25 protein-coding genes are annotated in these 24,321 nt (G+C 59.2%); 16 read left to right on the forward strand and 9 right to left on the reverse strand.

Features of this window, described 5'->3' with window-relative positions:
- Positions 1-109 precede the first annotated feature (109 nt).
- From GOV53_RS12250 to GOV53_RS12270, 5 genes are all read right to left on the reverse strand, one after another.
- Positions 110-1,159, reverse strand: coding sequence for a HesA/MoeB/ThiF family protein (locus tag GOV53_RS12250; protein WP_170467038.1), 1,050 nt, complete (start codon positions 1,157-1,159; stop codon positions 110-112).
- A complete protein-coding gene (gene dut / locus GOV53_RS12255; RefSeq protein ID WP_170467040.1) occupies positions 1,159-1,614 on the reverse strand; it encodes a dUTP diphosphatase in 456 nt (151 codons plus the stop codon). Before dut ends, GOV53_RS12250 begins: the two co-directional genes overlap by 1 nt.
- A gap of 14 nt (positions 1,615-1,628) precedes the next feature.
- Entirely contained in the window at positions 1,629-2,825 is a 1,197-nt protein-coding gene (gene coaBC / locus GOV53_RS12260; protein ID WP_170467042.1) for a bifunctional phosphopantothenoylcysteine decarboxylase/phosphopantothenate--cysteine ligase CoaBC, read from the reverse strand.
- Between the two features lie 63 nt (positions 2,826-2,888).
- Positions 2,889-3,704 carry a ChaN family lipoprotein gene (locus tag GOV53_RS12265; RefSeq protein ID WP_170467044.1) on the reverse strand — a complete coding sequence of 272 codons (816 nt, stop codon included), beginning with the start codon at positions 3,702-3,704 and terminating at the stop codon, positions 2,889-2,891.
- Positions 3,701-4,579, reverse strand: a complete 879-nt coding sequence (locus tag GOV53_RS12270; RefSeq protein ID WP_170427070.1) for an RNA polymerase factor sigma-32 — start codon at positions 4,577-4,579, stop codon at positions 3,701-3,703. The genes GOV53_RS12265 and GOV53_RS12270 overlap by 4 nt, the downstream gene beginning before the upstream one ends.
- A 100-nt stretch (positions 4,580-4,679) precedes the next feature.
- On the opposite strand from GOV53_RS12270, the gene cobU reads away from it, so the two are divergent.
- The 4 genes from cobU to GOV53_RS12290 are packed head-to-tail and all read left to right on the forward strand — an operon-like array spanning position 4,680 to position 8,279.
- A complete protein-coding gene (gene cobU, locus GOV53_RS12275) occupies positions 4,680-5,201 on the forward strand; it encodes a bifunctional adenosylcobinamide kinase/adenosylcobinamide-phosphate guanylyltransferase (RefSeq protein ID WP_170467046.1) in 522 nt (173 codons plus the stop codon).
- Positions 5,198-5,776 carry a histidine phosphatase family protein gene (locus GOV53_RS12280; protein ID WP_170467049.1) on the forward strand — a complete coding sequence of 193 codons (579 nt, stop codon included), beginning with the start codon at positions 5,198-5,200 and terminating at the stop codon, positions 5,774-5,776. The genes cobU and GOV53_RS12280 overlap by 4 nt, the downstream gene beginning before the upstream one ends.
- A 58-nt stretch (positions 5,777-5,834) precedes the next feature.
- The gene (locus GOV53_RS12285) at positions 5,835-6,719 is read left to right on the forward strand and encodes a glutathione S-transferase (RefSeq protein ID WP_170467051.1); all 885 of its coding nucleotides are present in this window, start codon (positions 5,835-5,837) and stop codon (positions 6,717-6,719) included.
- Between the two features lie 45 nt (positions 6,720-6,764).
- A complete protein-coding gene (locus GOV53_RS12290; RefSeq protein ID WP_170467053.1) occupies positions 6,765-8,279 on the forward strand; it encodes a YifB family Mg chelatase-like AAA ATPase in 1,515 nt (504 codons plus the stop codon).
- Here the strand turns inward: GOV53_RS12290 and gshB are convergent.
- The 3 genes from gshB to rsmI all read right to left on the reverse strand — a co-directional run bounded on the left by gshB (position 8,276) and on the right by rsmI (position 10,500).
- Positions 8,276-9,208 (reverse strand): glutathione synthase, encoded by a 933-nt coding sequence (gene gshB, locus GOV53_RS12295; RefSeq protein ID WP_170467055.1) that lies wholly within the window; start codon positions 9,206-9,208, stop codon positions 8,276-8,278. The genes GOV53_RS12290 and gshB overlap by 4 nt on opposite strands.
- Positions 9,209-9,269: 61 nt before the next feature.
- On the reverse strand, positions 9,270-9,641 hold the full coding sequence (locus GOV53_RS12300) for a YraN family protein (RefSeq protein WP_170467056.1): 372 nt from the start codon (positions 9,639-9,641) through the stop codon (positions 9,270-9,272).
- A gap of 1 nt (position 9,642) precedes the next feature.
- Positions 9,643-10,500 (reverse strand): 16S rRNA (cytidine(1402)-2'-O)-methyltransferase, encoded by an 858-nt coding sequence (rsmI, locus tag GOV53_RS12305; RefSeq protein ID WP_170467058.1) that lies wholly within the window; start codon positions 10,498-10,500, stop codon positions 9,643-9,645.
- Positions 10,501-10,588: 88 nt separating this feature from the next.
- Between rsmI and GOV53_RS12310 the strand changes: the two genes are divergently transcribed.
- From GOV53_RS12310 to murJ, 3 genes are read left to right on the forward strand one after another with little or no spacing between them, the layout of a single operon-like run.
- Entirely contained in the window at positions 10,589-11,761 is a 1,173-nt protein-coding gene (locus GOV53_RS12310; protein ID WP_170467060.1) for a penicillin-binding protein activator, read from the forward strand.
- Entirely contained in the window at positions 11,721-14,540 is a 2,820-nt protein-coding gene (locus GOV53_RS12315; protein WP_170467062.1) for a [protein-PII] uridylyltransferase, read from the forward strand. The genes GOV53_RS12310 and GOV53_RS12315 overlap by 41 nt, the downstream gene beginning before the upstream one ends.
- Positions 14,537-16,078: a murein biosynthesis integral membrane protein MurJ gene (murJ, locus tag GOV53_RS12320; protein ID WP_170467064.1), complete on the forward strand. Its 1,542-nt coding sequence runs from the start codon at positions 14,537-14,539 to the stop codon at positions 16,076-16,078. The genes GOV53_RS12315 and murJ overlap by 4 nt, the downstream gene beginning before the upstream one ends.
- Here murJ and GOV53_RS12325 read toward each other — a convergent pair whose 3' ends face one another.
- On the reverse strand, positions 16,079-16,765 hold the full coding sequence (locus GOV53_RS12325; protein ID WP_170467066.1) for a rhomboid family intramembrane serine protease: 687 nt from the start codon (positions 16,763-16,765) through the stop codon (positions 16,079-16,081).
- A gap of 86 nt (positions 16,766-16,851) precedes the next feature.
- On the opposite strand from GOV53_RS12325, the gene trpS reads away from it, so the two are divergent.
- From trpS to GOV53_RS12370, 9 genes are all read left to right on the forward strand, one after another.
- Positions 16,852-17,880 carry a tryptophan--tRNA ligase gene (gene trpS, locus GOV53_RS12330; protein WP_170467068.1) on the forward strand — a complete coding sequence of 343 codons (1,029 nt, stop codon included), beginning with the start codon at positions 16,852-16,854 and terminating at the stop codon, positions 17,878-17,880.
- 59 nt (positions 17,881-17,939) lie between these two features.
- Entirely contained in the window at positions 17,940-18,803 is an 864-nt protein-coding gene (locus GOV53_RS12335) for a branched-chain amino acid aminotransferase (RefSeq protein ID WP_170467071.1), read from the forward strand.
- A gap of 64 nt (positions 18,804-18,867) precedes the next feature.
- On the forward strand, positions 18,868-19,323 hold the full coding sequence (locus GOV53_RS12340) for a universal stress protein (RefSeq protein WP_170427056.1): 456 nt from the start codon (positions 18,868-18,870) through the stop codon (positions 19,321-19,323).
- 10 nt (positions 19,324-19,333) lie between these two features.
- Complete coding sequence (locus GOV53_RS12345) at positions 19,334-19,927, forward strand: 2-hydroxychromene-2-carboxylate isomerase (RefSeq protein ID WP_170467073.1); 594 nt, start codon at positions 19,334-19,336, stop codon at positions 19,925-19,927.
- 69 nt (positions 19,928-19,996) lie between these two features.
- Positions 19,997-20,560: a NifU family protein gene (locus tag GOV53_RS12350; protein WP_170427054.1), complete on the forward strand. Its 564-nt coding sequence runs from the start codon at positions 19,997-19,999 to the stop codon at positions 20,558-20,560.
- Complete coding sequence (gene tsaB / locus GOV53_RS12355) at positions 20,550-21,137, forward strand: tRNA (adenosine(37)-N6)-threonylcarbamoyltransferase complex dimerization subunit type 1 TsaB (RefSeq protein WP_170467075.1); 588 nt, start codon at positions 20,550-20,552, stop codon at positions 21,135-21,137. The genes GOV53_RS12350 and tsaB overlap by 11 nt, the downstream gene beginning before the upstream one ends.
- On the forward strand, positions 21,134-21,547 hold the full coding sequence (locus GOV53_RS12360; RefSeq protein WP_170467078.1) for a GNAT family N-acetyltransferase: 414 nt from the start codon (positions 21,134-21,136) through the stop codon (positions 21,545-21,547). The genes tsaB and GOV53_RS12360 overlap by 4 nt, the downstream gene beginning before the upstream one ends.
- Before the next feature lie 159 nt (positions 21,548-21,706).
- Positions 21,707-22,705, forward strand: a complete 999-nt coding sequence (locus tag GOV53_RS12365) for a BMP family lipoprotein (protein WP_170467080.1) — start codon at positions 21,707-21,709, stop codon at positions 22,703-22,705.
- A gap of 86 nt (positions 22,706-22,791) precedes the next feature.
- Positions 22,792-24,321 (forward strand): ABC transporter ATP-binding protein, encoded by a 1,530-nt coding sequence (locus GOV53_RS12370; RefSeq protein WP_170467082.1) that lies wholly within the window; start codon positions 22,792-22,794, stop codon positions 24,319-24,321.

Below are 24,321 nucleotides of genomic sequence, written 5' to 3' on the forward strand. Positions count from 1 at the left end.
GATGCGCAACAACCATGTCGAACGAGGGTCTCCCGCCCCCGCAGAGCGCATCAAAGATGCGCAATAGCAGGGTTGGGCCGAGCCGCGCGCAAGCGCGCGGCGGTTGCGCCTAAGACTTGGCCGTCCCGCAAATGGGGCAGTCCGAACGCCGGGTCAGAGTGATTTTTCTGCTTTCGCCATAGAGCGCATCGTAGATCAACATCTCGCCCCTCAGCGCTTGCCCTGCCCCGGTGATCACCTTGATCGCTTCGACCGCCATCATGGACCCGACCACACCGGGCAGAGGGCCGATCACTCCGGCCTCGGCGCAGGACGGTGCCAGACCCGGGGCCGGGGCTTCGGGGAAGATACACTGATAGCAGGGCGCATTGTGGGCTGGGTCAAAGACGCTCAGCTGCCCTTCCCATTGCGACAAAGCGCCAGAGATCAGCGGTTTGCCCAATGCGACAGCCGTTCGGTTGGCCAGATAGCGGGTGTCGAAATTGTCGGTGCCATCCAGGATCAGATCGAAATCGCCGAACAGGTCTGTCGCGATCTCTTCGGTCAAACGGCGGTGGTACGGCAGAACGACCACATTGGGGTTCTGGGCCTGCATGGCCTGCTGCGCCGAGAACACCTTGGGCATACCAATATCCGCATCGCGGTGGATCACCTGCCGCTGCAGGTTGGCGTTTTCCACAACATCGTCGTCGATCACGCCGATCGTTCCCACGCCGGCCGCTGCGAGATACTGGAGTGCAGGAGCTCCAAGCCCGCCCGCGCCAATCACCAGCACGCGGGCCTGTTTCATCTTTTTCTGCCCCGGACCACCCAGTTCACGAAGAACGATATGGCGGGCATATCGCTCTAGCTCGGTTTCTGTGAACTTGTCGGACGGCGCGGCGGGTTCGTCCGCTGTCTGTGGGCTTGCCCGGTTACGCAGTACCTTCAGCACCCGGCCATAGATCAGCACCAAAACCGCGGCGCCCCCCAGGATCAGCCACAAGGCCGCCGATCCGCCCGTTGCCTCGCGCAGAGGGTGCCCATCCGGCAAAGTCAGCTGAATAATCAGTACGCCGGCCAGCAACACACTGACCGAGACGATGCGAGCGGTCCGGGATACTCCGGCCAGATAGCCAACGCCCCACAAACCGGCAGCAAGGATCAGGACAAGAAACATCAGCGGCGCCCGGTCGAGCCGAAGCCGCCTGCGCCACGGTCAGTGTCACTGAGAACCTCAACTGCTTCAAACGTGGCCTGCACCACAGGGGCGACGACCAGTTGTGCAATACGTTCGCCGTGCGCAACCTCAAAGCTTTCCTGACCCGCATTCAACAATATTACGCCCAAAGGCCCCCGATAATCGCTGTCGATTGTACCCGGCGTATTGGGCAGCGTGATGCCGTGCTTTAAGGCAAGGCCCGATCGTGGCCGCACTTGCACCTCATACCCGTTAGGGATTTCGATCCGCAATCCTGTGGGAATCAACGCGCGTTCACCCGGCCCAAGCGTGATGGACGCGCCATCCGGCAGGTTCGCGCGGACATCAGCTCCGGCCGCTCCGGTCGTTTCGTAAGACGGCAAGGCAATCGCCGGGTCGGCCCCTTCGTCGCGGATCACACGAATTGCTACCATTCGGTCCCTCTTGTTCAGCTTTTCAAAGCGTCGGCGATCTTTTGCGCCAGACGTTGCGCCACGGCATCTTTGCCCATGCGCGGCCATTCCTCGGCCCCATCGTCAGAAATCAGGGTAACCGCGTTTTCCGAACCGCCCATGATACCCGTAGCCGGACTAACGTCATTGGCCACGATCCAGTCGCACCCCTTGCGCGCCCGTTTCGCCGTGGCGTGTTCGATCACATTGTCGGTTTCCGCCGCGAAGCCAACGACCAGCGGGGGGCGTCCAGCCTCTAGCCGTGATATCCGTTTGAGGATGTCCGGGTTCTCGGCAAATTCGAGCACGGGCAGACCATCGCGACTTTTCTTGAGTTTCTTGTCCGAAGCCGCAGCCATGCGCCAATCTGCAACGGCGGCAGCAAAGACACCCGCATCCACCGGCAGAGCCGCATCAACAGCGTCCGACATTTGTTGCGCGGTCTCGACGCGAACAACCTGCACGCCCTCGGGCGGCGGAACATCCGCTGGACCTGTGACAAACACCACGTCGGCGCCCAGCGCGGACAAAGCTCCCGCCACTGCTGTGCCCTGCGCACCAGAAGAACGGTTGGCGATGTAGCGCACCGGATCAATCGGCTCATGCGTCGGGCCGGAGGTGACAAGAACACGCTTACCTTTCAGTGGTCCGTCGCCCAGAGCGGCCTCAACTGCTGCCACGATTTCAAGCGGTTCGGACATCCGGCCGGGGCCGTATTCACCGCAGGCCATATCGCCCTCATTCGGGCCGACAAAGCGGATACCGTCGGCCTGCAGTTGCTTGAGGTTGCGCTGGGTCGCCGGGTGATCCCACATGCGCACATTCATCGCTGGTGCACAAAGAACGGGCGTGTCCGTTGCCATCAACAGGGTCGAGGCCAGATCGTTGGCCAAACCGGACGTCATCTTGCCCATCATATCCGCCGTAGCCGGGGCAACAACGATCAGATCGGCAGAGCGCGACAGCTGTATGTGGCCCATTTCGGCTTCATCCGTCAGGTCGAATAAATCACGGTACACCTTCTCACCGGCCAGAGCAGACACGGACAATGGGGTCACGAACTCTTCGGCGGCGCGGGTCAGGACCGGAGTGACCGAAGCACCGCGTTCTTTCAAACGCCGGATCAAATCCAGCGATTTATAGGCCGCAATTCCTGCGCCTATAATCAACAGAATGCGTTTCGATACCAGCATGTCGTGCCCTTCCCGTCCCGGTCGGCCCCGACATTAGGCAAGGCCAAGGGACAGTTCCAGCGTTTAATTCTGAGTCTGAAACGCCAGACAGGGGTCTTCTCGCTCGATGCCGGGACTGTCGATCACAGCGTCGAATTCTCCGGTAATCTCACCATCCTCGGACTGGCCCAGAACAAAGACGTTCAAACCCGGACGCAGGCGGGACAGGAACGTGGGAATACCACGGTCTTTTCGGGCGTGCCCGTTGCCCGTGATTACAGCCACAGGCCCACCGGTTTCGTCGGTGGCGCGCAGGATCGAACGGGTCAAAACCGCATCCCGCAACCTTTGGATTGCAACCAACTGCGGCAGGGCACTTTCGGGGATCGCATCGCAGTGGGCAGCCAGTTGATCCGCCTCACGCGCTGCCTGTTCGTCTCGCGGCAAAGGAACCGTCAGGCCATAGCGCGCAGCGTCCGCACCCAAGGCGGTGGCCGCTCCACGCTCCATCGCGGCCCGCGCGGCCGTGCGCGGCACCATCGCGCCGTAAACAGGCGCATCAGATGCCTGGAAAACCGGGTAGTACATGCTAAGCGGCGGCCAACCGGATTCGATCCACTCAAGGATGCGGGCAAGCTCTTCAGGGTTCGACACCGCCTTGTCCGCAAGTCGCTGCGCGCCTTCTTCTGTCACCATTTCCCAGACGACAGCAGAGGGGTTGATGGCCTTCAATGCCTCGGCCTGAATGACGTGATGCTGGGGGTTGTCGTGAATTTCACCCAAAATGACGACGTCTGCCGAGGTCATCGCGGACAAAACGTCGTCAGGTATAAGCTCATCGGCATGGCCCGGGGATGCCATAACCACAAGTGCGCAAAGCAGAATCGCAAGGTTTCTCATGCGATGAAGTGTTGCACCTCACGAGACTGGGCTTCAAGGTTCTTGCGCATCTTCACAAAGGCCGCAGCCTCAAGTTGGCGTACGCGTTCCTTTGACAATCCAAGCTCTTGTCCAAGACTTTCAAGGGTCCGCGCCGGTTCGCGGAGCTTGCGTTCGCGTACGATAAATCTTTCGCGATCATTCAGCGATTTCATCGCCGTAAGCAGCCATTCACGCAATTGCTCGGTATCGTGGCTGTTTTCGACGGTCTCGGCAGCCTGTTCACGATCATCTTCGAGCGCGTCGATCCATTCCCGACCATCCTCATCAGCCGATTGCACTGCGTTCAAAGAGAAGTCGGACCCGGACAAGCGGCCCTCCATCATTTCAACATCCCGCAGTGGAACGCCGATCTCAGCGGCGATCATCTGGTGCAACTGATGCCGATCCAGATCCATCCCCTCGGTCGCGGCTTCTCGCTCAAGCCGTGCCTGTACACGTCGCATGTTGAAGAACAGAGATTTCTGGGAAGACGTCGATCCCGTGCGAACCATCGACCAATTGCGCATCACATAGTCCTGAATGCTCGCTTTGATCCACCAAACCGCATAGGTCGAAAAGCGGACGCCGCGGTCCGGATCAAACTTGTCGGCAGCCTTCATCAGACCCAGACCAGCCTCTTGGATCAGGTCATTCATCGGCGCGCCGTAGCGCTTGAATTTTGCAGCCATTGAAATAGCTAAACGCATGTAGGCCGTGATCAAACGGTGCAGGGCCTGTTCGTCTCGGTCATCCCGCCACGCATACGCCAGTTGCAATTCGGTTTCCGCGTCCAGAAGCTCGGCTTTCATCGCTTGCCGGGACATCGAGAAGTCGTTCGCATTGTCCAGTGCCATTGAAATCTCCCCTTTTCACAGGCGCGGGCCGGGGTTGCTTTGCCGACCTATGACCGATACGCAAAACAGAACCGGGTGGATCACATGAAAGGTAATAATAGTGAATCCGGATTTAACCTTTGTGTTGGGCGGGGCAGCCTCGGGAAAGTCGGCTTTTGCCGAGCAGCTTGTTGTTTCATCAGGAAAAAAACGGGTCTATCTCGCGACATCACAAGTGTTTGATGACGAGATGAAAGATAAGGTTCAGCGCCATGTCTCTCAGCGTGGCAAAGGTTGGGAGACGATCGAAGCCCCTCTGCACCTCGGCCCAACGCTAGCGACTTTGCCGCCCAACAGCGCCTGCCTGATCGACTGTGCGACAATGTGGCTGACCAACCATCTGCTCGCCGAAAGCGATCTGGAACAGGCTCAAAGCACCCTAATGCAATCCCTACGCCTGTGCCCGGCGCAGGTCGTGATCGTATCGAACGAGGTCGGCCATGGGATCGTCCCCGATAACGCCTTGTCCCGCCAATTCCGCGAGGCCCAAGGGCGGTTGAACATCGCCTTGGCTGCTGAGGCTGACGTCGTGGTTCAGGTCACTGCAGGATTGCCTTTGGTTCTGAAAGGGCGCTTGGATTGACCCGCTTGCACCTTGTCCGTCATGGCCCCACACATGCCAAAACAATGGTCGGATGGTCTGACCTACCCGCCGATCTAAGCGATCACGAGGCCATTGCCCGACTACATGACCATCTGCCTGCTGAGGCGATTGTTGTCTCTTCCGACCTCAGCCGCGCTGATCAGACCGCCTCGGCCATTCAGGGAACTCGGCACCGGCTGCCACATCAGCCCGAGCTGCGCGAAATCCACTTCGGAGCGTGGGAACTGCGCGGCTTCAAAGAGATCGAGGCCGAAGACCCCGAGCTGGCCTTTACTTATTGGGACAATCCCGGCGATGTGCGTCCCCCGAACGGCGAAAGCTGGAATGAGGTTCGTGCACGGGTGGATGGGGCCGTAGATAAGCTGATCGCACAGCATACCGGGCGCGATCTTGTGATCGTTGTGCATTTCGGTGTGATCCTGACACAAGTTCAACGCGCGCTTGGTGTCGACGCACAAGAAGCCTTCAGTCACCGTATCGACAACCTCTCGGTCACCGAAATCACGCATCACCGAGATCGCTGGTCCGTCGGGCGGATCAATCACCTTCCGTGATGCGACCCCGCACAAATCAAGGTTTTACTGAACGCGCGTGACGCGGCATCGTTCTGTCATGACCTATGATTTGTTTATTGGGGACCGCCTGTTTTCCAGCTGGTCCATGCGCGGGTGGCTGATGCTGGAAAAATTCGGCCTGCCCTATCGATCCCATATGATCGGGCTGTATTCCGGCACGATGGCTGAGGATATGAAACCTCTCGCTCCGGCTCGACTCGTTCCGGTTCTGCGCTTGCCAGATGGTACGGTCGTGGGCGAAAGCCTTGCAATGGCTGAAACCTTGGCCGAATTGCACCTCGAGGCAGGATTGTGGCCGGACGCCCCCGCTGCACGCGCAACCGCACGGTGGCTTTGCGCGGAAATGGTAGCCGGATTCACCGCGTTGCGCGGCCAGTGCCCAATGCAACTGAAACACTGCTGGCAAGGGTTTGAACCATCGCCCGAAACGCGCGCCGATCTGGACCGGATCGAAGCGCTGTGGGCCCATGCCCGGAGTGTTTCCGGCGCGGCCAGCGGCCCATTGTTCGCACAGTATTCGTTGGCGGACGTGTTCTACACGCCAGTCGCGGCGCGGATCATCGGGTATGGTTTGCCGGTCTCAAACGCAAATCGCGCGTATTGCATTGAATTGCTGTCGGATCTGTCGGTGCGTCAATGGCGCGCGATGGGGCTGACGGTGCGCTACGAGCCGTTCCCTTACGCAATGGATCTACCGTCCGAAACCTGGCCGATTGGCGGAGTATCCCGGGCAAAACCTGTTCAGGGCGACGCGGCGATCAACGATGCTTGCCCCTATTCGGGGAAACCTGTGGCCGATGTCCTTGAACTTGACGGTCAACGCTGGGGGTTCTGCAACCGCTTCTGCCGGGACAAAACCGTCGCAGACCCCGGAGCGTGGCCACAATTCTCGTCCATGATCGGAGCTGTTAACGATTCTTAAACCGTGACCGTGGCAGCAACGACCTGTTAACCAAAAAGGTCGTTCATGGTCGCCCGCGCCCACACAGTTGCTTTTCAAGGCGTAGAAGCTCGCCCAGTTGAGGTTCAATGCGCCGTCTCACCGGGCCTGCCCGCGTTTTCCATCGTTGGGCTGCCCGACAAAGCAGTTTCCGAGGCACGGGATCGTGTGCGCAGCGCACTCAGTTCGATGGCGATTGCACTTCCGTCCAAGCGGATTACAATCAACCTTTCGCCGGCCGATCTGCCCAAAGAAGGCAGCCATTTCGACCTGCCAATCGCAGTGGCCCTGCTGTCAGCATTGGAGATCATACCACCCGACGCCGCCGAGGGTTCGGTCTCGCTGGGCGAGTTGTCGCTGGACGGATCGTTGGTGCCGGTGGTCGGCGCCCTGCCCGCTGCCATGACCGCGGCGGCCGAAGATCGGGCGTTGCTTTGTCCCCGTGCGTCCAGCGCCGAGGCCGCGTGGGTCGATGCAACTCAGGTGATCGGGGCCGGATCATTGGGCGATGTGGTCAGACATTTCTCGGGGCAATCCCCATTGCCCGCCGCGCAACCGGGCGAAGTTACGCTAGAGCAAAGCGCGCGTGATCTGCGCGACGTCAAAGGGCAAGAGCGTGCCAAGCGCGCATTGGAAATCGCGGCGGCCGGGCGGCATCACCTGATCATGACCGGCACGCCCGGTTCAGGCAAATCCATGTTGGCCGCCCGACTACCCGGCATTCTGCCCCCACTCACCCCATCCGAGGCGCTGGAAACCTCGATGATCCAATCTCTGTGCGGGCTGTTGGATGAGGGCGGGATCAGCCGCAGCCGACCGTTCCGCGAACCGCACCACACCGCATCCATGGCGGCCATTGTCGGAGGGGGTCGGGGCGCAAAACCCGGTGAGATATCGCTGGCCCATAACGGCGTGCTTTTCATGGACGAATTTCCCGAGTTTCCGCGTACAGTTCTGGAAACTCTGCGCCAGCCGATTGAAACCGGCGAAGTCATGGTGGCGCGGGCCAACGCGCATGTGAAATACCCCTGCAGGTTCATGCTGGTCGCTGCGGCCAATCCCTGCAAATGCGGATACCTGACCGATCCGGCCCGCGCTTGCTCTCGCGCGCCCATCTGTGGTGAAGACTACCTGAGCCGTATCTCGGGCCCGCTTATGGATCGGTTTGACTTGCGGATCGAGGTGCCTCCGGTCGGGTTCACCGACCTGGATCTGCCGCCATCCGGCGATAGTTCGGCGACTGTGGCGGCGCGGGTCGAACAGGCCCGCAGCGTTCAGGCCGAACGCTTTCATGAGGTGCCAAACGTCCGTCAAAATTCCGATGTCGAAGGCAATCTGCTGGAGGAAGTCGCAGCGCCCGACGCTGAAGGCAAAGAGTTGCTTGTCCGAGCCGCAGAGCGGTTCGGCCTTTCGGCGCGCGCCTTTCATCGCATCCTTCGGGTCGCGCGCACAATTGCGGATCTGGATGGTGAACCAGAGATTCGCCGCCCTCATGTGGCCGAAGCGCTGAGCTTTCGCATCAGCGCCAAAGCGGCGCTTTAGAGTTTCGCTTCGATCGCCTGCCAGATCTTTTCGGCGATATTCACACCGTTGAAACGCTCAAGCTCTTGGATACCTGTCGGAGAGGTCACGTTGATCTCGGTCAGGTAATCGCCAATCACGTCGATGCCCACAAAGACCTGCCCCTTTTCTTTCAGCAATGGGCCAATTGCGGCACAGATTTCAAGATCGCGGTCCGAAAGACCGATTTTCTCGGGCCGACCACCCACGTGCATGTTCGACCGCGTCTCACCTGCGGCTGGCACACGGTTGATCGCACCCACGGCCTCACCATCGACGAGGATGATGCGTTTGTCGCCATTGCTCACGTCCGGCAGGAACTTCTGAACGATCAGCGGCTCACGCGAGAAACCGGTAAACAGCTCGTGCAAAGAGGTCAGGTTGCGGTCGTTGGCATCCAACCGGAAAACCCCGGCGCCACCGTTGCCGTAAAGCGGTTTCAGGATGACGTCGCCGTGCTTTTCCTTGAACGCCTTTATGGTCTGCAAATCGTGCGCGATTGTTGTTGGCGGCGTCAGATCCGGGAAATCCAGCACCAGCAGTTTCTCGGGATAGTTCCGCACCCAGAACGGATCGTTAACCACCAGGGCTTGCCCTTTCAGGCGGTCCAGCAGGTGGGTCGATGTGATGTAGTGCATGTCGAACGGAGGGTCCTGGCGCAGCCAGATCACGTCAAACTCTGCCAAATCAACCTCGCGTTCAGGGCCCAGTTCAGCAGGGTCACCCGCTACGCGCTGAACCTTCATGTCGTGACCGCGCGCGGTAATCCGCCCCTCTTGATACGCCAAATGGTCCGGGCTGTAGAAAAACAGCGAATGCTCGCGCGCCTGTGCCTCTTCGGCCAGTCGGAATGAGCTGTCAGCATTTATGTCTACGGCCCCGATCGGGTCCATCTGAAAGGCGATTTTCATGGCGTGTCCCTCAGTTTCACGCCCGATACATGGCCCAGCCGCGCTGGCGGTTCAATGGGGATCAGCCCAAATCGAACGCGTTTTCGATGATTTGAACAGCACCTGAGCCATCCACCAAAGCGGCATCAAAGCGAACATTCGTCAGCTGCCCGTTGGGTTCGGTTTCAAGAAACTGAGCGGCTGAGGCACAAATCCGATCCATCTGACGGCGGTTGATCCGGTGCGCAGCGACATCGAAGCTGCGGCTTTTCTTAACCTCGACAAAGATTACATCGTCGGTGCCACGCACGATCAGATCAATCTCACCTCCAGCACCGCGCCAACGGTGATGGGCAATCGAGTAGCCTCGGCGCTCATAATCGGATGCAACCTGCCGTTCCGCCGCTTGCCCAGAATGATACGATACCGAGCTTTTGACGGATCGCGCAGTCATGTCATCCCTTCCCCAGTTTCAGAGCCTTCTGATAAATCGGACGACGCGGCAGTTTGTACATTTCAGAAACCAGATCCGCCGCATCCCGAACCGAATGAGTTTCCAAGGCTCGTTTTAACGCCTCTTCTATGTCGGATTCGTTAACAGTTTCCGAATGTCCCCGGTCCACGAGCAGAACAATCTCTCCTTTGACCGTCTGCGCCTGCAGCGCGGCGGCCAACTCCTCCAACGACCCACGTCGGACCTCTTCGAATTTCTTAGTTAGCTCTCGGCACATCGCTGCCTGACGGTTCCCGCCCAACACATCGGCCAGGTCAGACAGGCAAGCCGCCACGCGTTTGGGAGATTCATAAAACACCAGTGTCCCGGGTACGTCCCGCAGCGCCTCGATCCGCGAACGGCGGGCACCGGAGGCATTGGGCAGGAAGCCCGCAAAGAAAAACGCATCCGTTGGCAACCCGGCCAGTGTCAACGCCATCAGCGCAGCGGATGGTCCAGGCGCACACGTCACCGTATGTCCCGCCTCGGCTGCTTGCCGCCCTAGATCGTACCCCGGATCAGCAATCAGGGGCATCCCGGCCTCAGAGGCATAGGCGACGGACTTGCCCTCACTCAGAGCGTCCAGAATCTTCCCGCGTGCACCCGCACCACTGTGATCGTGATAGGCTAGGATTCGCCGCCCTTCGAGCGGGACGCCGTGAATCTCCATCAACCGGCGCAAGCTGCGCGTGTCTTCGGCGGCGATTACATCGGCCGAGGCGAGCACATCCAGTGCTCTGAGCGTGATATCGCGCGCCGTTCCGATCGGAGTGGCAACAAAATACAGGCCAGCGCCCAATCTTACTTTTTGGAAATTCAAAGCTGGACCCTCACAGCGTGACGTTTATTATCGCGGCCTAACAGATTGGTGGTACCCCAAGCCGCCGGGACAGGGAGTTTTCATTTAGATGTTTACCGTTTGCAAGCCCGTTCGCAAGCTGGCGCAATCCGCTGCTATTCTTGCCACTGCCGCGTTGCTGGCCGCATGTGAGCCCGGAAATCTGGGCGGAGGCCCCTCGATCAACACATCCAAACCCGTTCCTGTTGCCCTGTTGGTCCCCGCAGGGTCGGGCAATTCCGGAGATGCAGCTCTGGCCCGCAGTTTGGAAAACGCGGCGCGTCTGGCGATGTCCGATCTTCAGAATGTGCAGATTGATCTGCGCGTTTATGACACGCGCGGCAGCTCAAACACGGCGGCCGAAGTTGCGCAGCGCGCGGTGGCCGACGGAGCGAAGGTCATTCTGGGTCCGGTCTATGCACAAGCAGCCAACTCGGCTGGTCTGGCCGTGCTAAGCAACAACGTCAACGTTCTGTCATTCTCGAACAACACAAGCATCGCAGGCGGCAACGTCTTTGTGCTTGGTCCGACCTTCCAGAACACGGCAAACCGTCTGGTCAGCTTTGCCGGATCGCGCGGCAAGTCGAACATGGTCATCGTTCACAGTAATGATTCTGCCGGTCAGCTTGGACAATCCGCAATTGCCAATGCAATAAGCAGCAGCCGCGTCGGAAATGCAGGAACGGTTGGGTATGACCGCTCGCAGCAAGGCGTGATCAATTCGGTCCCCACGATCAAGTCAACCGTCGACGCATCAGGGGCGGATTCGCTGTTCCTGACGGCCACAACAGCCGGAGCACTGCCGCTGTTTTCGCAGCTACTGCCCGAAGCTGGCGTCTCGCCGTCGACAACGCAGTACATCGGACTGACGCGGTGGGATATCCCTGCCCAAACGCTGGAACTGCCGGGCGTACAGGGTGGCTGGTTCGCCCTGCCTGACCCGTCCAAGGCACAAGCGTATCGCCAACGGTACAACAACACCTATGGTGAGGCCCCGCACCCGATCAGCGGTCTGGCCTATGACGGGATCGCCGCGATTGCGGCGCTGGTCAGCCAGGGCAAATCCGACGCGCTGACCGCTTCGGCATTGACACAGAACGCCGGTTTCCAGGGCGTTGGCGGTATCTTCCGCCTGCGGTCTGACGGCACGAACGAACGCGGTCTGGCCGTTGCCACGATCCAAAACAAACAGGTAGTAGTGATTGACTCCGCCCCTCAAAGCTTCTCTGGCGCCGGTTTCTGATCAACCGGTTCTTAAGCTCACCCCGCAGGGTGAGCTGATCTGTCCGGCCGATGAAATATTCGACAGTACCGCCGTCCTGGCACAACTGTCGGAAGCCTTTGAAAACACGCAGGACAATAGCGCACGGCGGAACGAGACCGTGCGCATTTTGCGTGATGCCCAGAAAGCCGGGCGCAAGGCCATCGCAGATGCGTTTGCGCGGCGCCCCTTCGACGCAAGGCCTCTGACACGGTCCTATACCTACCTGACTGACGGTCTGGTCTGCACAGCGATGCAAGTCGCCAGTGTCGATCTGCATCCGCTGGCCACGCCGACACAGGGCGAAAAGATCGCCGTTCTAGCCGTGGGCGGTTACGGGCGGGGCGAAATGGCCCCGGCCTCGGACGTCGATCTGCTGTTCCTGACCCCATACAAGATCACCGCATGGGCCGAGAGCGTCATTGAATCCATGCTCTACATCCTTTGGGACTTGCGGCTGAAGGTCGGCCATTCATCGCGTACGATCAAAGATTGCCTTCGGCTTGGGGCAGATGATTTCACCATCCGCACCGCCATGCTGGAACAGCGGTATCTGGCAGGGGACGCAGCCTTGGCCGACGAGCTGGAAAGGCGCCTCAAGACCGAACTGTTCAAAGGCAGCGAGCGTCAGTTCATCGAGGCCAAGCTGCAGGAACGTGACGAACGCCACCAGAAACAGGGTGAGCGATACATGGTCGAGCCCAACGTCAAAGAAGGCAAAGGGGGGCTGCGCGATCTGCAATCGCTCTATTGGATTGCTAAGTATATCTACGGCGTTCAGGACGTCGCCGAACTGGTCCCGCTGGGTCTGTTCACCGCCGAAGAGTTCAGCACCTTCGCCCAAGCAGAAGAGTTCCTGTGGGCGGTGCGATCGCATTTGCACCTTGTCACCGGACGCGCGACCGAACAGCTAACCTTTGACCTGCAGGTCGAGGTCGCCGACCGCATGGGCTATGAAGATCGGGCCGGACGCCGGGCGGTAGAAGTGTTCATGCAGCGCTATTTCCGCGAAGCGACGCAGGTAGGGGAACTGACCCGTATCTTCCTGACGAAGCTCGAAGCATCCCACGTCAAAGGCGAAGCGCTGCTAGAGCGGATATTTCGACGCAGACCGCGTGTCAAATCCGGGTACAAGGTTGTCCATGGCCGCCTGGACGTGGCTGATCCCAAGACCTTTTTAGCGGACAAGTTGAACCTGTTGCGCCTGTTCGAAGAGGGCCTGCGCACTGGTATGCTGATCCACCCGGACGCGATGCGACTGGTGACGGCCAACCTTCACCTGATCGACGATGACATGCGCCACGACAAAGAGGCTCAGCGCATTTTTCTGGACTTGATGCTGAAACACGGCAATCCGGAACGCGCCCTGCGCAGGATGAACGAGTTGGGCGTGTTATCGGCCTTTTTGCCTGAGTTTGAGCACATCGTGGCGATGATGCAGTTCAATATGTATCACAGCTATACGGTGGACGAGCACACCATCCAGACCATCGTCAATCTGGCGCAAATCGAACGGGGTGAACTGGTCGAGTCGCTGCCGCTGGCCTCGTCCATCCTGAAAGGCGGGGTCAATCGCAAAGTTCTGTACGTGGCCCTGTTGCTGCATGACATCGCCAAAGGCCGCCCCGAGGATCACTCGATCCTAGGGGCACAGATCGCGCGCAAGGTGGCCCCACGACTGGGACTGAACAAATCTGACTCGGAAACCGTGGAATGGCTGGTACGCTATCACCTTCTGATGTCGGACATGGCGCAGAAACGCGACATCTCTGACCCGCGCACAGTGCGGGACTTTGCCAAAGCGGTGAAGACTGTCAAACGGCTGGACCTGCTGACGGTTCTAACCGTTTGCGACATTCGCGGCGTTGGCCCGAATACCTGGAACAACTGGAAGGCAACCCTGCTGCGCGCCCTTCATGCTGAAACCAAACGGGCGTTGGAAACCGGCATGGAAGACCTCAACCGGGCCAACCGCGGCGCCGAGGCCAAGAAAGCCCTGCGCGCGGCACTTGGTGATTGGTCCAAGGCCGACCTCAAGGCCGAGACCGGACGGCACTATGCGCCCTATTGGCAGGGTTTGAACCTGTCGACGCATGTTGAATTTGCCAAAATGCTGCGGGCGCTGGAACACAGCGGCGATCCCGGTGCGATGGAAATTCACCTGCATCCGGATGACGACCGCGACGCGACGCGTGCCTGTTTTGCCATGGCCGATCATCCGGGTATTTTCGCTCGCATCGCCGGTGCACTGGCACTGGTCGGGGCCAACGTGGTTGATGCGCGCAGCTATACCACCAAGGATGGCTACGTCACCGACGCGTTCTGGATACAGGATGCCGAGGGCCACCCGTTTGAAGCTAGCCGCCTGCCACGGCTGACGCAGATGATCCACAAGACGCTCAAGGGTGAAGTGGTCGCGCGCGATGCTCTGAAATCCCGCGACAAGATCAAGAAACGCGAACGTGCGTTCAACGTGCCCACCCATATCATCTTCGACAATGACGGGTCCGAGATTTACACGATCATCGAAGTCGACACACGCGACCGCCCCGGCCTGTTGTATGACCTGACAAGGACGCTGGCTGCGGCGAATGTCTATATCGCCAACGCCGTGATTGCGACTTACGGCGAACAAGTGGTCGACACCTTCTACGTCAAGGACATGTTCGGCCTGAAATACCATTCGGAAGGCAAGCAGCGCGGGCTTGAGGCCAAGCTGCGCAAAGCCATCACCGAAGGTGCGGAGCGCGCAAGCTCATGAAGCAGATCCGGCTGTTTTCCGGCCTGTTCACGGTCGGGTTCTGGACGCTCGCCAGCCGGATTCTCGGATTTCTTCGGGAAATCCTGCTGACCGCCTATATCGGGCCGGGCCCTGTTATGGATGCGTTTGTCGCAGCGTTCCGCTTGCCGAATATGTTTCGTCGGTTCTTTGCAGAAGGCGCGTTCAACGCCGCCTTCGTGCCGATGTTTTCTAAACGGCTCGAGGGCGAGGAAAACGCCGAAGGCTTTGCCCAAGACGCCTTTAACCTGCTGGCGGCAGCCGTATTGGGTTTGGTCGGGCTGGCGATGGTTTTCATGCCGGGGCTGGTCTGGCTCACGGCCGAAGGGTTTTACGGCGATGAACGGTTCGATATGGCCGTGGACTACGGCTATGTGGTGTTTCCCTACATCCTGTTTATGTCGCTGGCTGCATTGTTCTCAGGCGTTCTGAACGCCACAGGTCGATTTGCGGCTGCCGCCGCCGCTCCAGTTTTGCTGAACATCTTTGCGTGCACCGCGCTGATCGCCGGTGCCCTATCTGGCGGTGAGGTCATCCGCTGGCTCATCACCGTCATCCCAATCGCCGGGGTCGCGCAATTGGCACTGGTTTGGGTGGCGACCGAGCGCGCAGGCGTTCGCATTCGTCCCGGACGGCCCAAGCTTAGCCCGGAAATGCGCCAAATGGTGCGCATTGCGGTGCCCGCCGCCCTAGCGATGGGCGTGACACAAGTTAATCTGGTGGTTGGTCAGTTAGTTGCCTCGAAAACTGAAAAGGCCGTCAGCTGGCTGTTTGCTGCCGACCGGTTGTATCAATTGCCGCTGGGAGTGGTCGGTATCGCTGTGGGGATCGTTCTGCTACCCGACCTGTCCCGCCGCCTGCGCGCCGGGGACAAGGATGGCGCGCGAAATGCCTATTCCCGCGCCGGAGAGTTCACACTGCTGCTGAGCCTGCCGTCGACCGTTGCCTTTCTGATCATTCCCATACCACTGGTGTCGGTCCTGTTCGAACGCGGCCAGTTCAGCGCCGAAGACACGGCAGCTACTGCGCTGGCGGTGGCAGTCTACGGCATCGGTCTACCCGCATTCATGTTGCAAAAGTTGCTGCAACCTTTGTTCTTTGCGCGTGAGGATACGCGGTCTCCGTTCCGTTACGCCGTGGTTGCGATGGCCGTGAATGCCGGTTTGGCGTTTGGGCTTTATCCGCTGGTGGGATGGATTGCGCCAGCTATTGCGGCGTCGGTCGCGGGGTGGGCCATGGTTGCGTTGTTGGCGATCGGCGCGCGGCGTTTCGGTGAAGAGGCGCGCTTGGATGATCGATTCAAGCGTCGCGTATGGCGGATCGTTGCGGCCTCGGCGGGAATGGGTGTGGTATTGTATGCCGCGATGCATCTTTTTGGCTGGGCGTTCCAAGTACCCGGATGGCGCTATTTGGCGTTGCTGATTCTGATCGTTGTTGCCGCAGCGGCCTATTTCGTTCTTGGTCACCTTTTAAAAGCGTTTGAGCTGTCCGAGTTCAAAAAGGCCCTGCGCAGATCCTGATCAGTCGCGGCGGATGCGTCCTACGATCCGCGTCCATCCGCCGGGCGACAGGAAGAATGACAGGCCAAACCCAGTAGCAAACCCGCCCAGATCGGCAACCCAATCGGAGGTGCCCCCGAACAATAGCCCAAACACCAGCTGGATACCCATCAGAACCGCGATCAGGCTGAAGGCGCGGGATTGGTTTTCCCCGACCAGAGAAAGCTTGCGCCACAGCAACCACGTGAAGGCACCGATCAGGCCGTAAACCGGAGGGAACCCTCCAACCAACGGATACTGCGGATTCAACAGCAGCGCATAGACCAAAGCCCCGCCCACACCGGACAGGACAAAGATGATCAGCATCTGAACGCCACCGAACACTTCGGCCACCATTTTCCCCATGGCCAGAACGAAGACACTGACGAAAATAGCCTGCGTAAAGCTGCCGGACACGAACGGATAGGTGACAAACCGGATCAGATGTTCAAATGGCCAGCGACCATTTTCAATCATCCAATGGAAAATATCGGGGGAAAAGGCATAGCTCTGCAGAGCCTCCAGCCGCCATCCTACAGCCGAGGGGCCACCGACGATCCCGCGCGAGCCCAGCGTAAATGCCAGTTCGATCCCCATGATGAACACCACCAGCGCCACTACGACGGGCGGCAGAGGGTTCACGGCGGGTGTATAATGCTCACTGCTCATTGGGCTGGCCTTTCGCGGCTGTTGACGTCCCTTGACCTCATGGGTAAGCGACGGGGGCTGATTTTTCCAGACGGGAGTTCCCTTCGATGACCGAAACTCAATTCACGCCGCGCGTGTTTTCCGGCATCCAGCCTTCGGGAAACCTGCACCTTGGCAACTACCTCGGTGCGCTCAAGCGTTTTGTGGATATGCAGGGCGAAGATTACGAGACCATTTACTGCATGGTCGACCTGCACGCGATCACCGTCTGGCAAGACCCGGCCCGACTGCGTGAGAAGACACGCGAGGTTTGCGCCGGCTTCATTGCCGCCGGTCTGGACCCGGAAAAATCCATCCTGTTCAATCAAAGTCAGGTGGCCGAGCACACTCAGTTGGCTTGGATTTTCAACTGTATCGCCCGCATGGGTTGGATGCAGCGGATGACTCAGTTCAAGGACAAGGCAGGCAAGAACGCTCAAAACGCCTCGCTGGGTCTGTTCGCCTATCCGGCGTTGATGGCGGCAGACATCCTGACCTACCACGCGACGCATGTGCCCGTAGGCGAGGATCAGAAACAGCATCTGGAGCTGACTCGCGATATCGCAATCAAGTTCAACCATGACTATGGCGTGGATTTCTTTCCGGTGACCGAACCGGTCATCGGCGGCCCTGCACCGCGCGTGATGAACCTGCGCGATGGTTCGCGGAAAATGTCTTCGTCGGATCCGTCCGACATGACCCGGATCAACATGACTGACGATGCCGACGCGATTGCGAAGAAGATCCGCAAGGCCAAGACAGACCCGGACGCTCTGCCCTCTGAGGTTGATGGCCTGTCCGAACGCCCTGAGGCGCGCAATCTGGTCAACATCTATGCTGCGCTTAGCGATCAGACGGCGGAACAGGTACTGGCCGAAGTTGGCGGAAAGCAGTTTGGCGAGTTCAAGCCGATGCTGGCTGATCTGGCCGTGGCCAAACTATCCCCGATCTCGACCGAGATGGCCCGTTTGATGGGTGAAGAGGCCGAGATTGACCGGATTCTTGCCCAAGGCGCGGAAAAGGCACGGGCGATCGCCGCTCCGATCCTGCAACAGACCTACGAAATCGTGGGTATGGTGGGCGCAAAACAGGGTTGATTGCGCTGGACCTTCCCGTGACGCCTTCCTAGGTTGCCCCAAGGGCAAAGGAGGGCGTCATGGCAGTTGGTAAAAATATCCGCACCTATTTTGATGGTCAGTGGCACAACGGGGACGCCCCTATCATGCGGGCGGCGGATCATGGCGCTTGGCTGGGGTCTTCGGTCTTTGACGGCGCGCGGTTCTTCGACGGGCTGGCCCCCGATCTTGAGGCCCATTGCGAACGGGTAAACCGTTCCGCCGAAGCACTGATGTTGACCCCGACAGTGACGACCGAACAGATGGTCGAGATTGTTCGCGAAGGGTTGGATAGCTACGCCAAAGGCTCTGCCGTCTACATCCGCCCAATGTATTGGGGAATAGACGGCGACGTCACAGCAATCGTTCCACAGCAGGACAGCACGGGCTTTGCCATCTGTTTGGAAGAAATCCCAATGGCCCCCGAAACTGCTTCGGTCACGCTGACCACCACCCGGTTTCGCAGACCCGTTCTGGAATCTGCGGTAGTCAATGCCAAAGCTGGGTGCCTGTACCCGAACAACGCTCGGATGCTGAAAGAAGCCCGGTCCAAGGGGTTCTCGAATGCCCTCGTCGCGGACGCTCTGGGCCACGTGGCGGAAACAGCCACGGCTAACATCTTCATGGTGCGCGATGGCGAGGTGTTCACCCCTACTCCAAACGGCACATTCCTAGCGGGAATCACCCGCGCGCGGCATATCAAGAACCTGCGCGCTGATGGTGTAACGGTACACGAATCTGTCCTTGGTTTCGAAGACTTCCACGAGGCGGACGAGGTATTTATGACCGGAAACATGAACAAGATTACCCCAGTCACTGCCCTGGAAGATACGCAATACCAGATCGGACCAATTGCGCGCCGTGCGCGCGAACTGTACTGGGACTGGGCTGCAAGCGCCCGCTAGTCATCCACTCTGTTGCCAGCCCGTATCAGGTCAGGCATGATCCCCGAAATACATGAGGATACCCATGCGTAAGTTTCTAGTCATTCTTGATGACAGCCGCGAATGCCTGAATGCGATGCGTTTCGCTGCAATGCGCGCAGCCCATACCGGCGGGGGTGTGACAATCCTGTCTGTCATACCGCCGGATGAGTTCAACCACTGGATTGGTGTCGCGGAAACCATGCGGGAAGAGGCGCGGGAACGTATCCACGCGCATTACGAGGTATTCGCCAAATGGATGCGTGACAAACAGGGAATCGACCCCGAATTGTCCATTCGCGAAGGTGAACCCGTTCCTCAGATCATTGAACACGTTCAGTCCGACCCCGAAATCGGCGTTCTGGTTCTGGGTGCAGGTATCGAAAAGAAGGGGCCGGGTCCTTTAGTGACGCAGTTGACCAAGAATTCTGGCAGCCTGCCAATCCCGATAACGATCGTGCCCGGTGATCTGAGCAAGGAAAAGCTTGAAGCCATCACCTGAGGTCCACCTCATGCAGCGCCGCATCCAATTCTGGTTCGAATTCGCGTCGACCTATTCCTACCTCAGCGCCATGCGAATCGAAGCGACGGCGGCACAGCACGGTGTGGACGTGGAATGGCACCCTTTTCTGTTGGGTCCCATTTTCGCGGCGCAAGGCTGGGATAACTCGCCCTTCAACATCTACCCGGCCAAGGGGCGCTATATGTGGCGCGATATGGAGCGTTTGACAGCCCAGCGCGGCCTGCCACTGTGTCAGCCAGACCCGTTCCCACAAAACGGCCTGAAGGCCGCGCGGCTGACTCTGGCGATAAAGGATCAGGCCCAGAAAGGCCGTTTCGTGCGCGCGGTGTACGCGGCCGAATTTGCTGATGGTCGCAATGTGTCAGAAGAGTCAGTTCTTGTGGATTGCTTGAAGGCTGCGGAATTACCGGCAGACCTGATGGACATGACCAAAGACCCTGAGATCAAAGAAGCCCTCATAGCGCAGACCAAAACTGCGCAAGCCAAGGGCCTGTTCGGCGCGCCCAGCTTTCTGGTTGGGGATGAGCTGTTCTGGGGCGATGATCGGTTGGATGATGCAATACGGCTGGCCGCTGAAATTTAGAATCGTTCCAAATCTTGACTTATCCGGCGCGGACCCGCATATCAGAACCAACTGAAACGGAGCCGTGACATGTTCATCCAGACCGAATCCACGCCGAACCCCGCAACTTTGAAATTCCTGCCCGGCCAGACCGTGCTGGAAGCGGGCACTGCAGATTTCCCGTCGGCGGAAGCCGGTGAGAAATCTCCTTTGGCCAAACGGATTTTCGCGGTCAACGGCGTGACTGGCGTATTTCTTGGCAATGACTTTGTGACCGTCACTAAATCAGACGACGTTCAGTGGGATCACATCAAGCCTGCGATCCTGGGTGCTGTCATGGAACACTACCAATCCGGCCAACCGGTTATCGGCGCGGACGCAACCCCGGCGTCGGGCCATGCCGAGCATACGGGTGAGGATGCAGAGGTTGTGAACCAAATCAAAGACTTGCTGGACAGTCGCGTGCGCCCGGCGGTTGCGCAGGACGGCGGTGACATCACCTTCCACGGCTTTGACCGAGGTGTCGTCTATCTGCACATGCAGGGTGCCTGCGCGGGTTGCCCGTCTTCGACTCTGACGCTGAAGATGGGCATCGAGAACCTGCTGCGCCACTACATCCCCGAAGTGACCGAGGTTCGCCCCGTTGCCGTCTGATCCGATCATTCTGGCATTTGACACATCGGCCGCGCATTGCGCGGCCGCTTTGTTACGCGGTGGCCAAATCGTCACGTCGCGTGTCGAACCCATGACACGCGGTCAAGCCGAACGCCTGATGCCACTGCTGGAAGATATTCTGGCTGAGGCCGGTTGCGCATGGAAAGATCTAACCGCAATCGGCGTGGGCGTTGGGCCTGGGAACTTCACCGGCATCCGCATCTCGGTCTCAGCCGCACGTGGTCTGGCCTTGGGCCTTGGGATACCGGCCGTAGGAGTATCGGGATTCGAGGCTTTGGCCGAGGTATCATCGGACGCACTGCCCGCTATCCGCGCACCGCGTGAACAGGTTTACGTTGCTGTACCTGACAAAGGCCCGGTGCTGATGGCGCAGGCCGAAGCAGAATCACTCGGCCCTCTCATCATGAATGACGACGCGGACGCGCAGGTCTGCGCGATTGCCCGGATTACCGGGCAGCGATGGCAGACCACGACCTTGCCCCCGGCCCCTCTGTATGTGCGACCTGCAGATGCGGCACCGTCCAAGGACACTGCTCCGGTTTTGTTGGACGGATGACCCCGGAAGAGTTAGCCAAAACGCATGTCGCGGCCTTCACTCAGTCGCGCCCATGGACGGCGGATGAATTTGCCGGCCTTCTGGCAAATCGATTCACTCATGTTGTTGGAAACGCTCAATCATTTGCACTGTTTCAAGTGATTGCGGATGAGGCTGAGCTGTTGACAATCGCGACCCATCCAACCCTGCAACGCCAAGGCATGGCCCTTGCGCGGATGCGCGAATGGCATGCGCAGGCCGCAGAACTAGGGGCCACCCGTGCGATACTGGACGTTGCGGCAGACAATCTACCCGCGATCGCTTTGTACGACCTCTGTGGGTATCGCCGCTGCGGGCTGCGCAAAGGATATTATCCGCGCGAGAACAATCAGAAAATAGATGCGATCGTGATGAATTTTTCACTTCGGTAAGCCATCACGCTGCTTTTTTTCGACCATTTGGTCAAAAATCAGTTGACCACGGCGGTTGCAAACGGCCTTAATTCCCGCCATCACAACAGTTATGCTCGCTCACAGTGGGTGAACGGGGCTATCTTGGCCCCGACCGACAATAACCAACGGGAGTAACAAATGACCCTGATGAAATCTTTGATGGGCGCTGCCGCCGCTGTCGCACTGACGGCAGGTGCAGCCTTGGCCGAACCGGCCCTGATTTTTGACCTTGGCGGCAAGTTCGACAAGTCGTTCAACGAAGCGGCCCACAACGGCGCGCAGCGTTGGGCCAATGAGACCGGCGGCACTTATCGTGAGATCGAGCTTCAGTCCGAAGCACAGCGCGAACAGGCTCTGCGCCGTTTCGCTGAGGCCGGTGCCAACCCGATCATCACCATGGGCTTTGCCATGGCTGATCCGCTGTCCGCTGTTGCTGGCGACTATCCTGACACCAAGTTTGTTGCGGTTGACGTGAACTGGCTGGACGCTCCGAACATCCGTCAGGTCAGCTTTGCCGAGCATGAGGGTTCGTACCTGGTTGGCATGATGGCCGCGATGGCCTCGGAATCGGGCACCGTTGGCTTTATCGGTGGTATGGATATCCCGCTGATCCGTCACTTTGGCTGCGGCTACGCGCAAGGCGCCAAGGCCGTGAACCCGGACATCAACGTCGTTGCCAACATGACCGGCACCACTCCTGCAGCATGGAACGACCCGGTGAAAGGTTCCGAGTTGACCAAGGCACAGATCAGCCAGGGCGCTGACGTGATTTATGCGGCCGCTGGCGGCACCGGTGTTGGCGTTCTGCAGACCGCAGCCGACGAAGGCATCCTGTCGATCGGCGTGGACAGCAACCAGAACCACCTGCACCCCGGCAAGGTTTTGACTTCGATGCTGAAGCGCGTGGACGTTGCCGTTTATGACGCGATGACAGCGGGTACCGATCTGGAAACCGGCAAGTTCGCGATGGGTCTGGCCGAAGAAGGTGTTGGCGTTGCGATCGACGACAACAACCGCGAGCTGGTTGACGCACAAATGGCTGACGCGGTTGAAGCCGCGCGTCGTGGCATCATCGACGGCGACATCTCGGTCGTTAGCTACTACGAGAACGACAGCTGCCCGGCACTGCAGTTCTGATAACGCGCGGGGCGGGGGTTTGACCTCCGCCTCGCCTCCACTCTGCCGCGTGTGCACCGCGGCCTTTCGGCAATTGAGGGCAAGACATGACCGTCCCCGCCATTGAGCTCAAAGGGATTTCCAAAGCCTTTGGGCCGGTTCAGGCCAACAAAGACATTTCCATCAGCGTCGCCCCCGGCACGATCCACGGGATCATCGGTGAAAACGGTGCGGGCAAATCCACGCTGATGAGCATTCTCTACGGCTTCTACAAAGCCGACAAAGGCGAAATCTGGATTAACGGCAACAAGACCGACATCCCTGACAGTCAGGCCGCGATTGCGGCTGGCATCGGAATGGTGTTCCAGCATTTCAAACTGGTCGAGAATTTCACCGTTCTGGAAAACATCGTTCTAGGCGCCGAAGATGGTGGGCTACTGGCCCCGTCCTTGTCCAAGGCCCGGAAAGAGTTGAAGGCTCTGGAAGAAGAATACGAACTGTTCGTCGACCCCGACAAGCGCATCGACGAGATCGGCGTTGGGATGCAGCAGCGGGTCGAGATTCTGAAGGCGTTGTATCGCAAGGCCGAGATTCTGATCCTCGACGAACCCACCGGTGTTCTGACCCCGGCCGAGGCCGATCAGCTGTTCCGCATTCTGGACCGATTGCGGGCCGAAGGGAAAACAATCATCGTGATCACGCACAAGCTGCGTGAAATCATGGAAAACACCGATACCGTTTCGGTCATGCGGCGCGGGCAGATGACCGCCACCGTCAAAACCGCCGACACCAGCCCCGAAGAACTGGCCGAGCTGATGGTCGGTCGTAAGGTTCTGCTGCAGGTCGACAAGGTGCCCGCACAGCCTGGCAAGCCTATCCTTGAGGTCGAGAACCTGCGCGTCTTTGACTCGGCAGGTGTCGAGCGTGTCAAAGGCATCGACCTGACCGTACGCGCCGGAGAGATCGTCGGCATCGCCGGTGTTGCCGGCAACGGTCAGTCGGAGCTTTTGGAGGTTCTGGGCGGCATGCGCCCAGGAGAGGGATCGATCAAGCTGAACGGCGCGCCCTTGGCGCTAAGCGGCGCGGGGTCGGACGGGCAGGCCCGCCGGGCTCAGCACATCGCGCACGTGCCCGAGGACCGTCAGCGTGAAGGTCTGATCATGGACTTTCACGCCTGGGAAAACGTCGCCTTCGGCTATCACAGGGACCCCGCCTACAAGCGCGGGATCTTCATGGACAACGCCGCCCTGCGTGCTGATACCGAAGCAAAGATCGAGAAATTTGACGTCCGCCCCCCGAACGCGTGGCTTTCCGCAAAGAGCTTTTCGGGCGGCAACCAGCAGAAAATCGTCGTCGCGCGCGAGATCGAGCGTAACCCCGACCTTTTGCTGGTGGGCCAGCCGACCCGCGGTGTCGACATCGGCGCGATCGAGTTCATTCACAAACAGATCGTTGCCCTACGCGATCAGGGTAAGGCGATCCTGCTGGTATCGGTCGAGTTGGAAGAGATCTTCTCGCTCTCTGACAGGATCGCGGTGATGTTTGACGGACATATCATGGGTGAGCGTCTGCCCCATGAAACAGATGAAAAAGAACTGGGCCTGCTGATGGCCGGTGTTGCGGGAGAGGCCGCGTAA

Source organism: Ruegeria arenilitoris (assembly GCF_013035315.1).
GTDB classification, from domain to species: domain Bacteria; phylum Pseudomonadota; class Alphaproteobacteria; order Rhodobacterales; family Rhodobacteraceae; genus Ruegeria; species Ruegeria arenilitoris_D.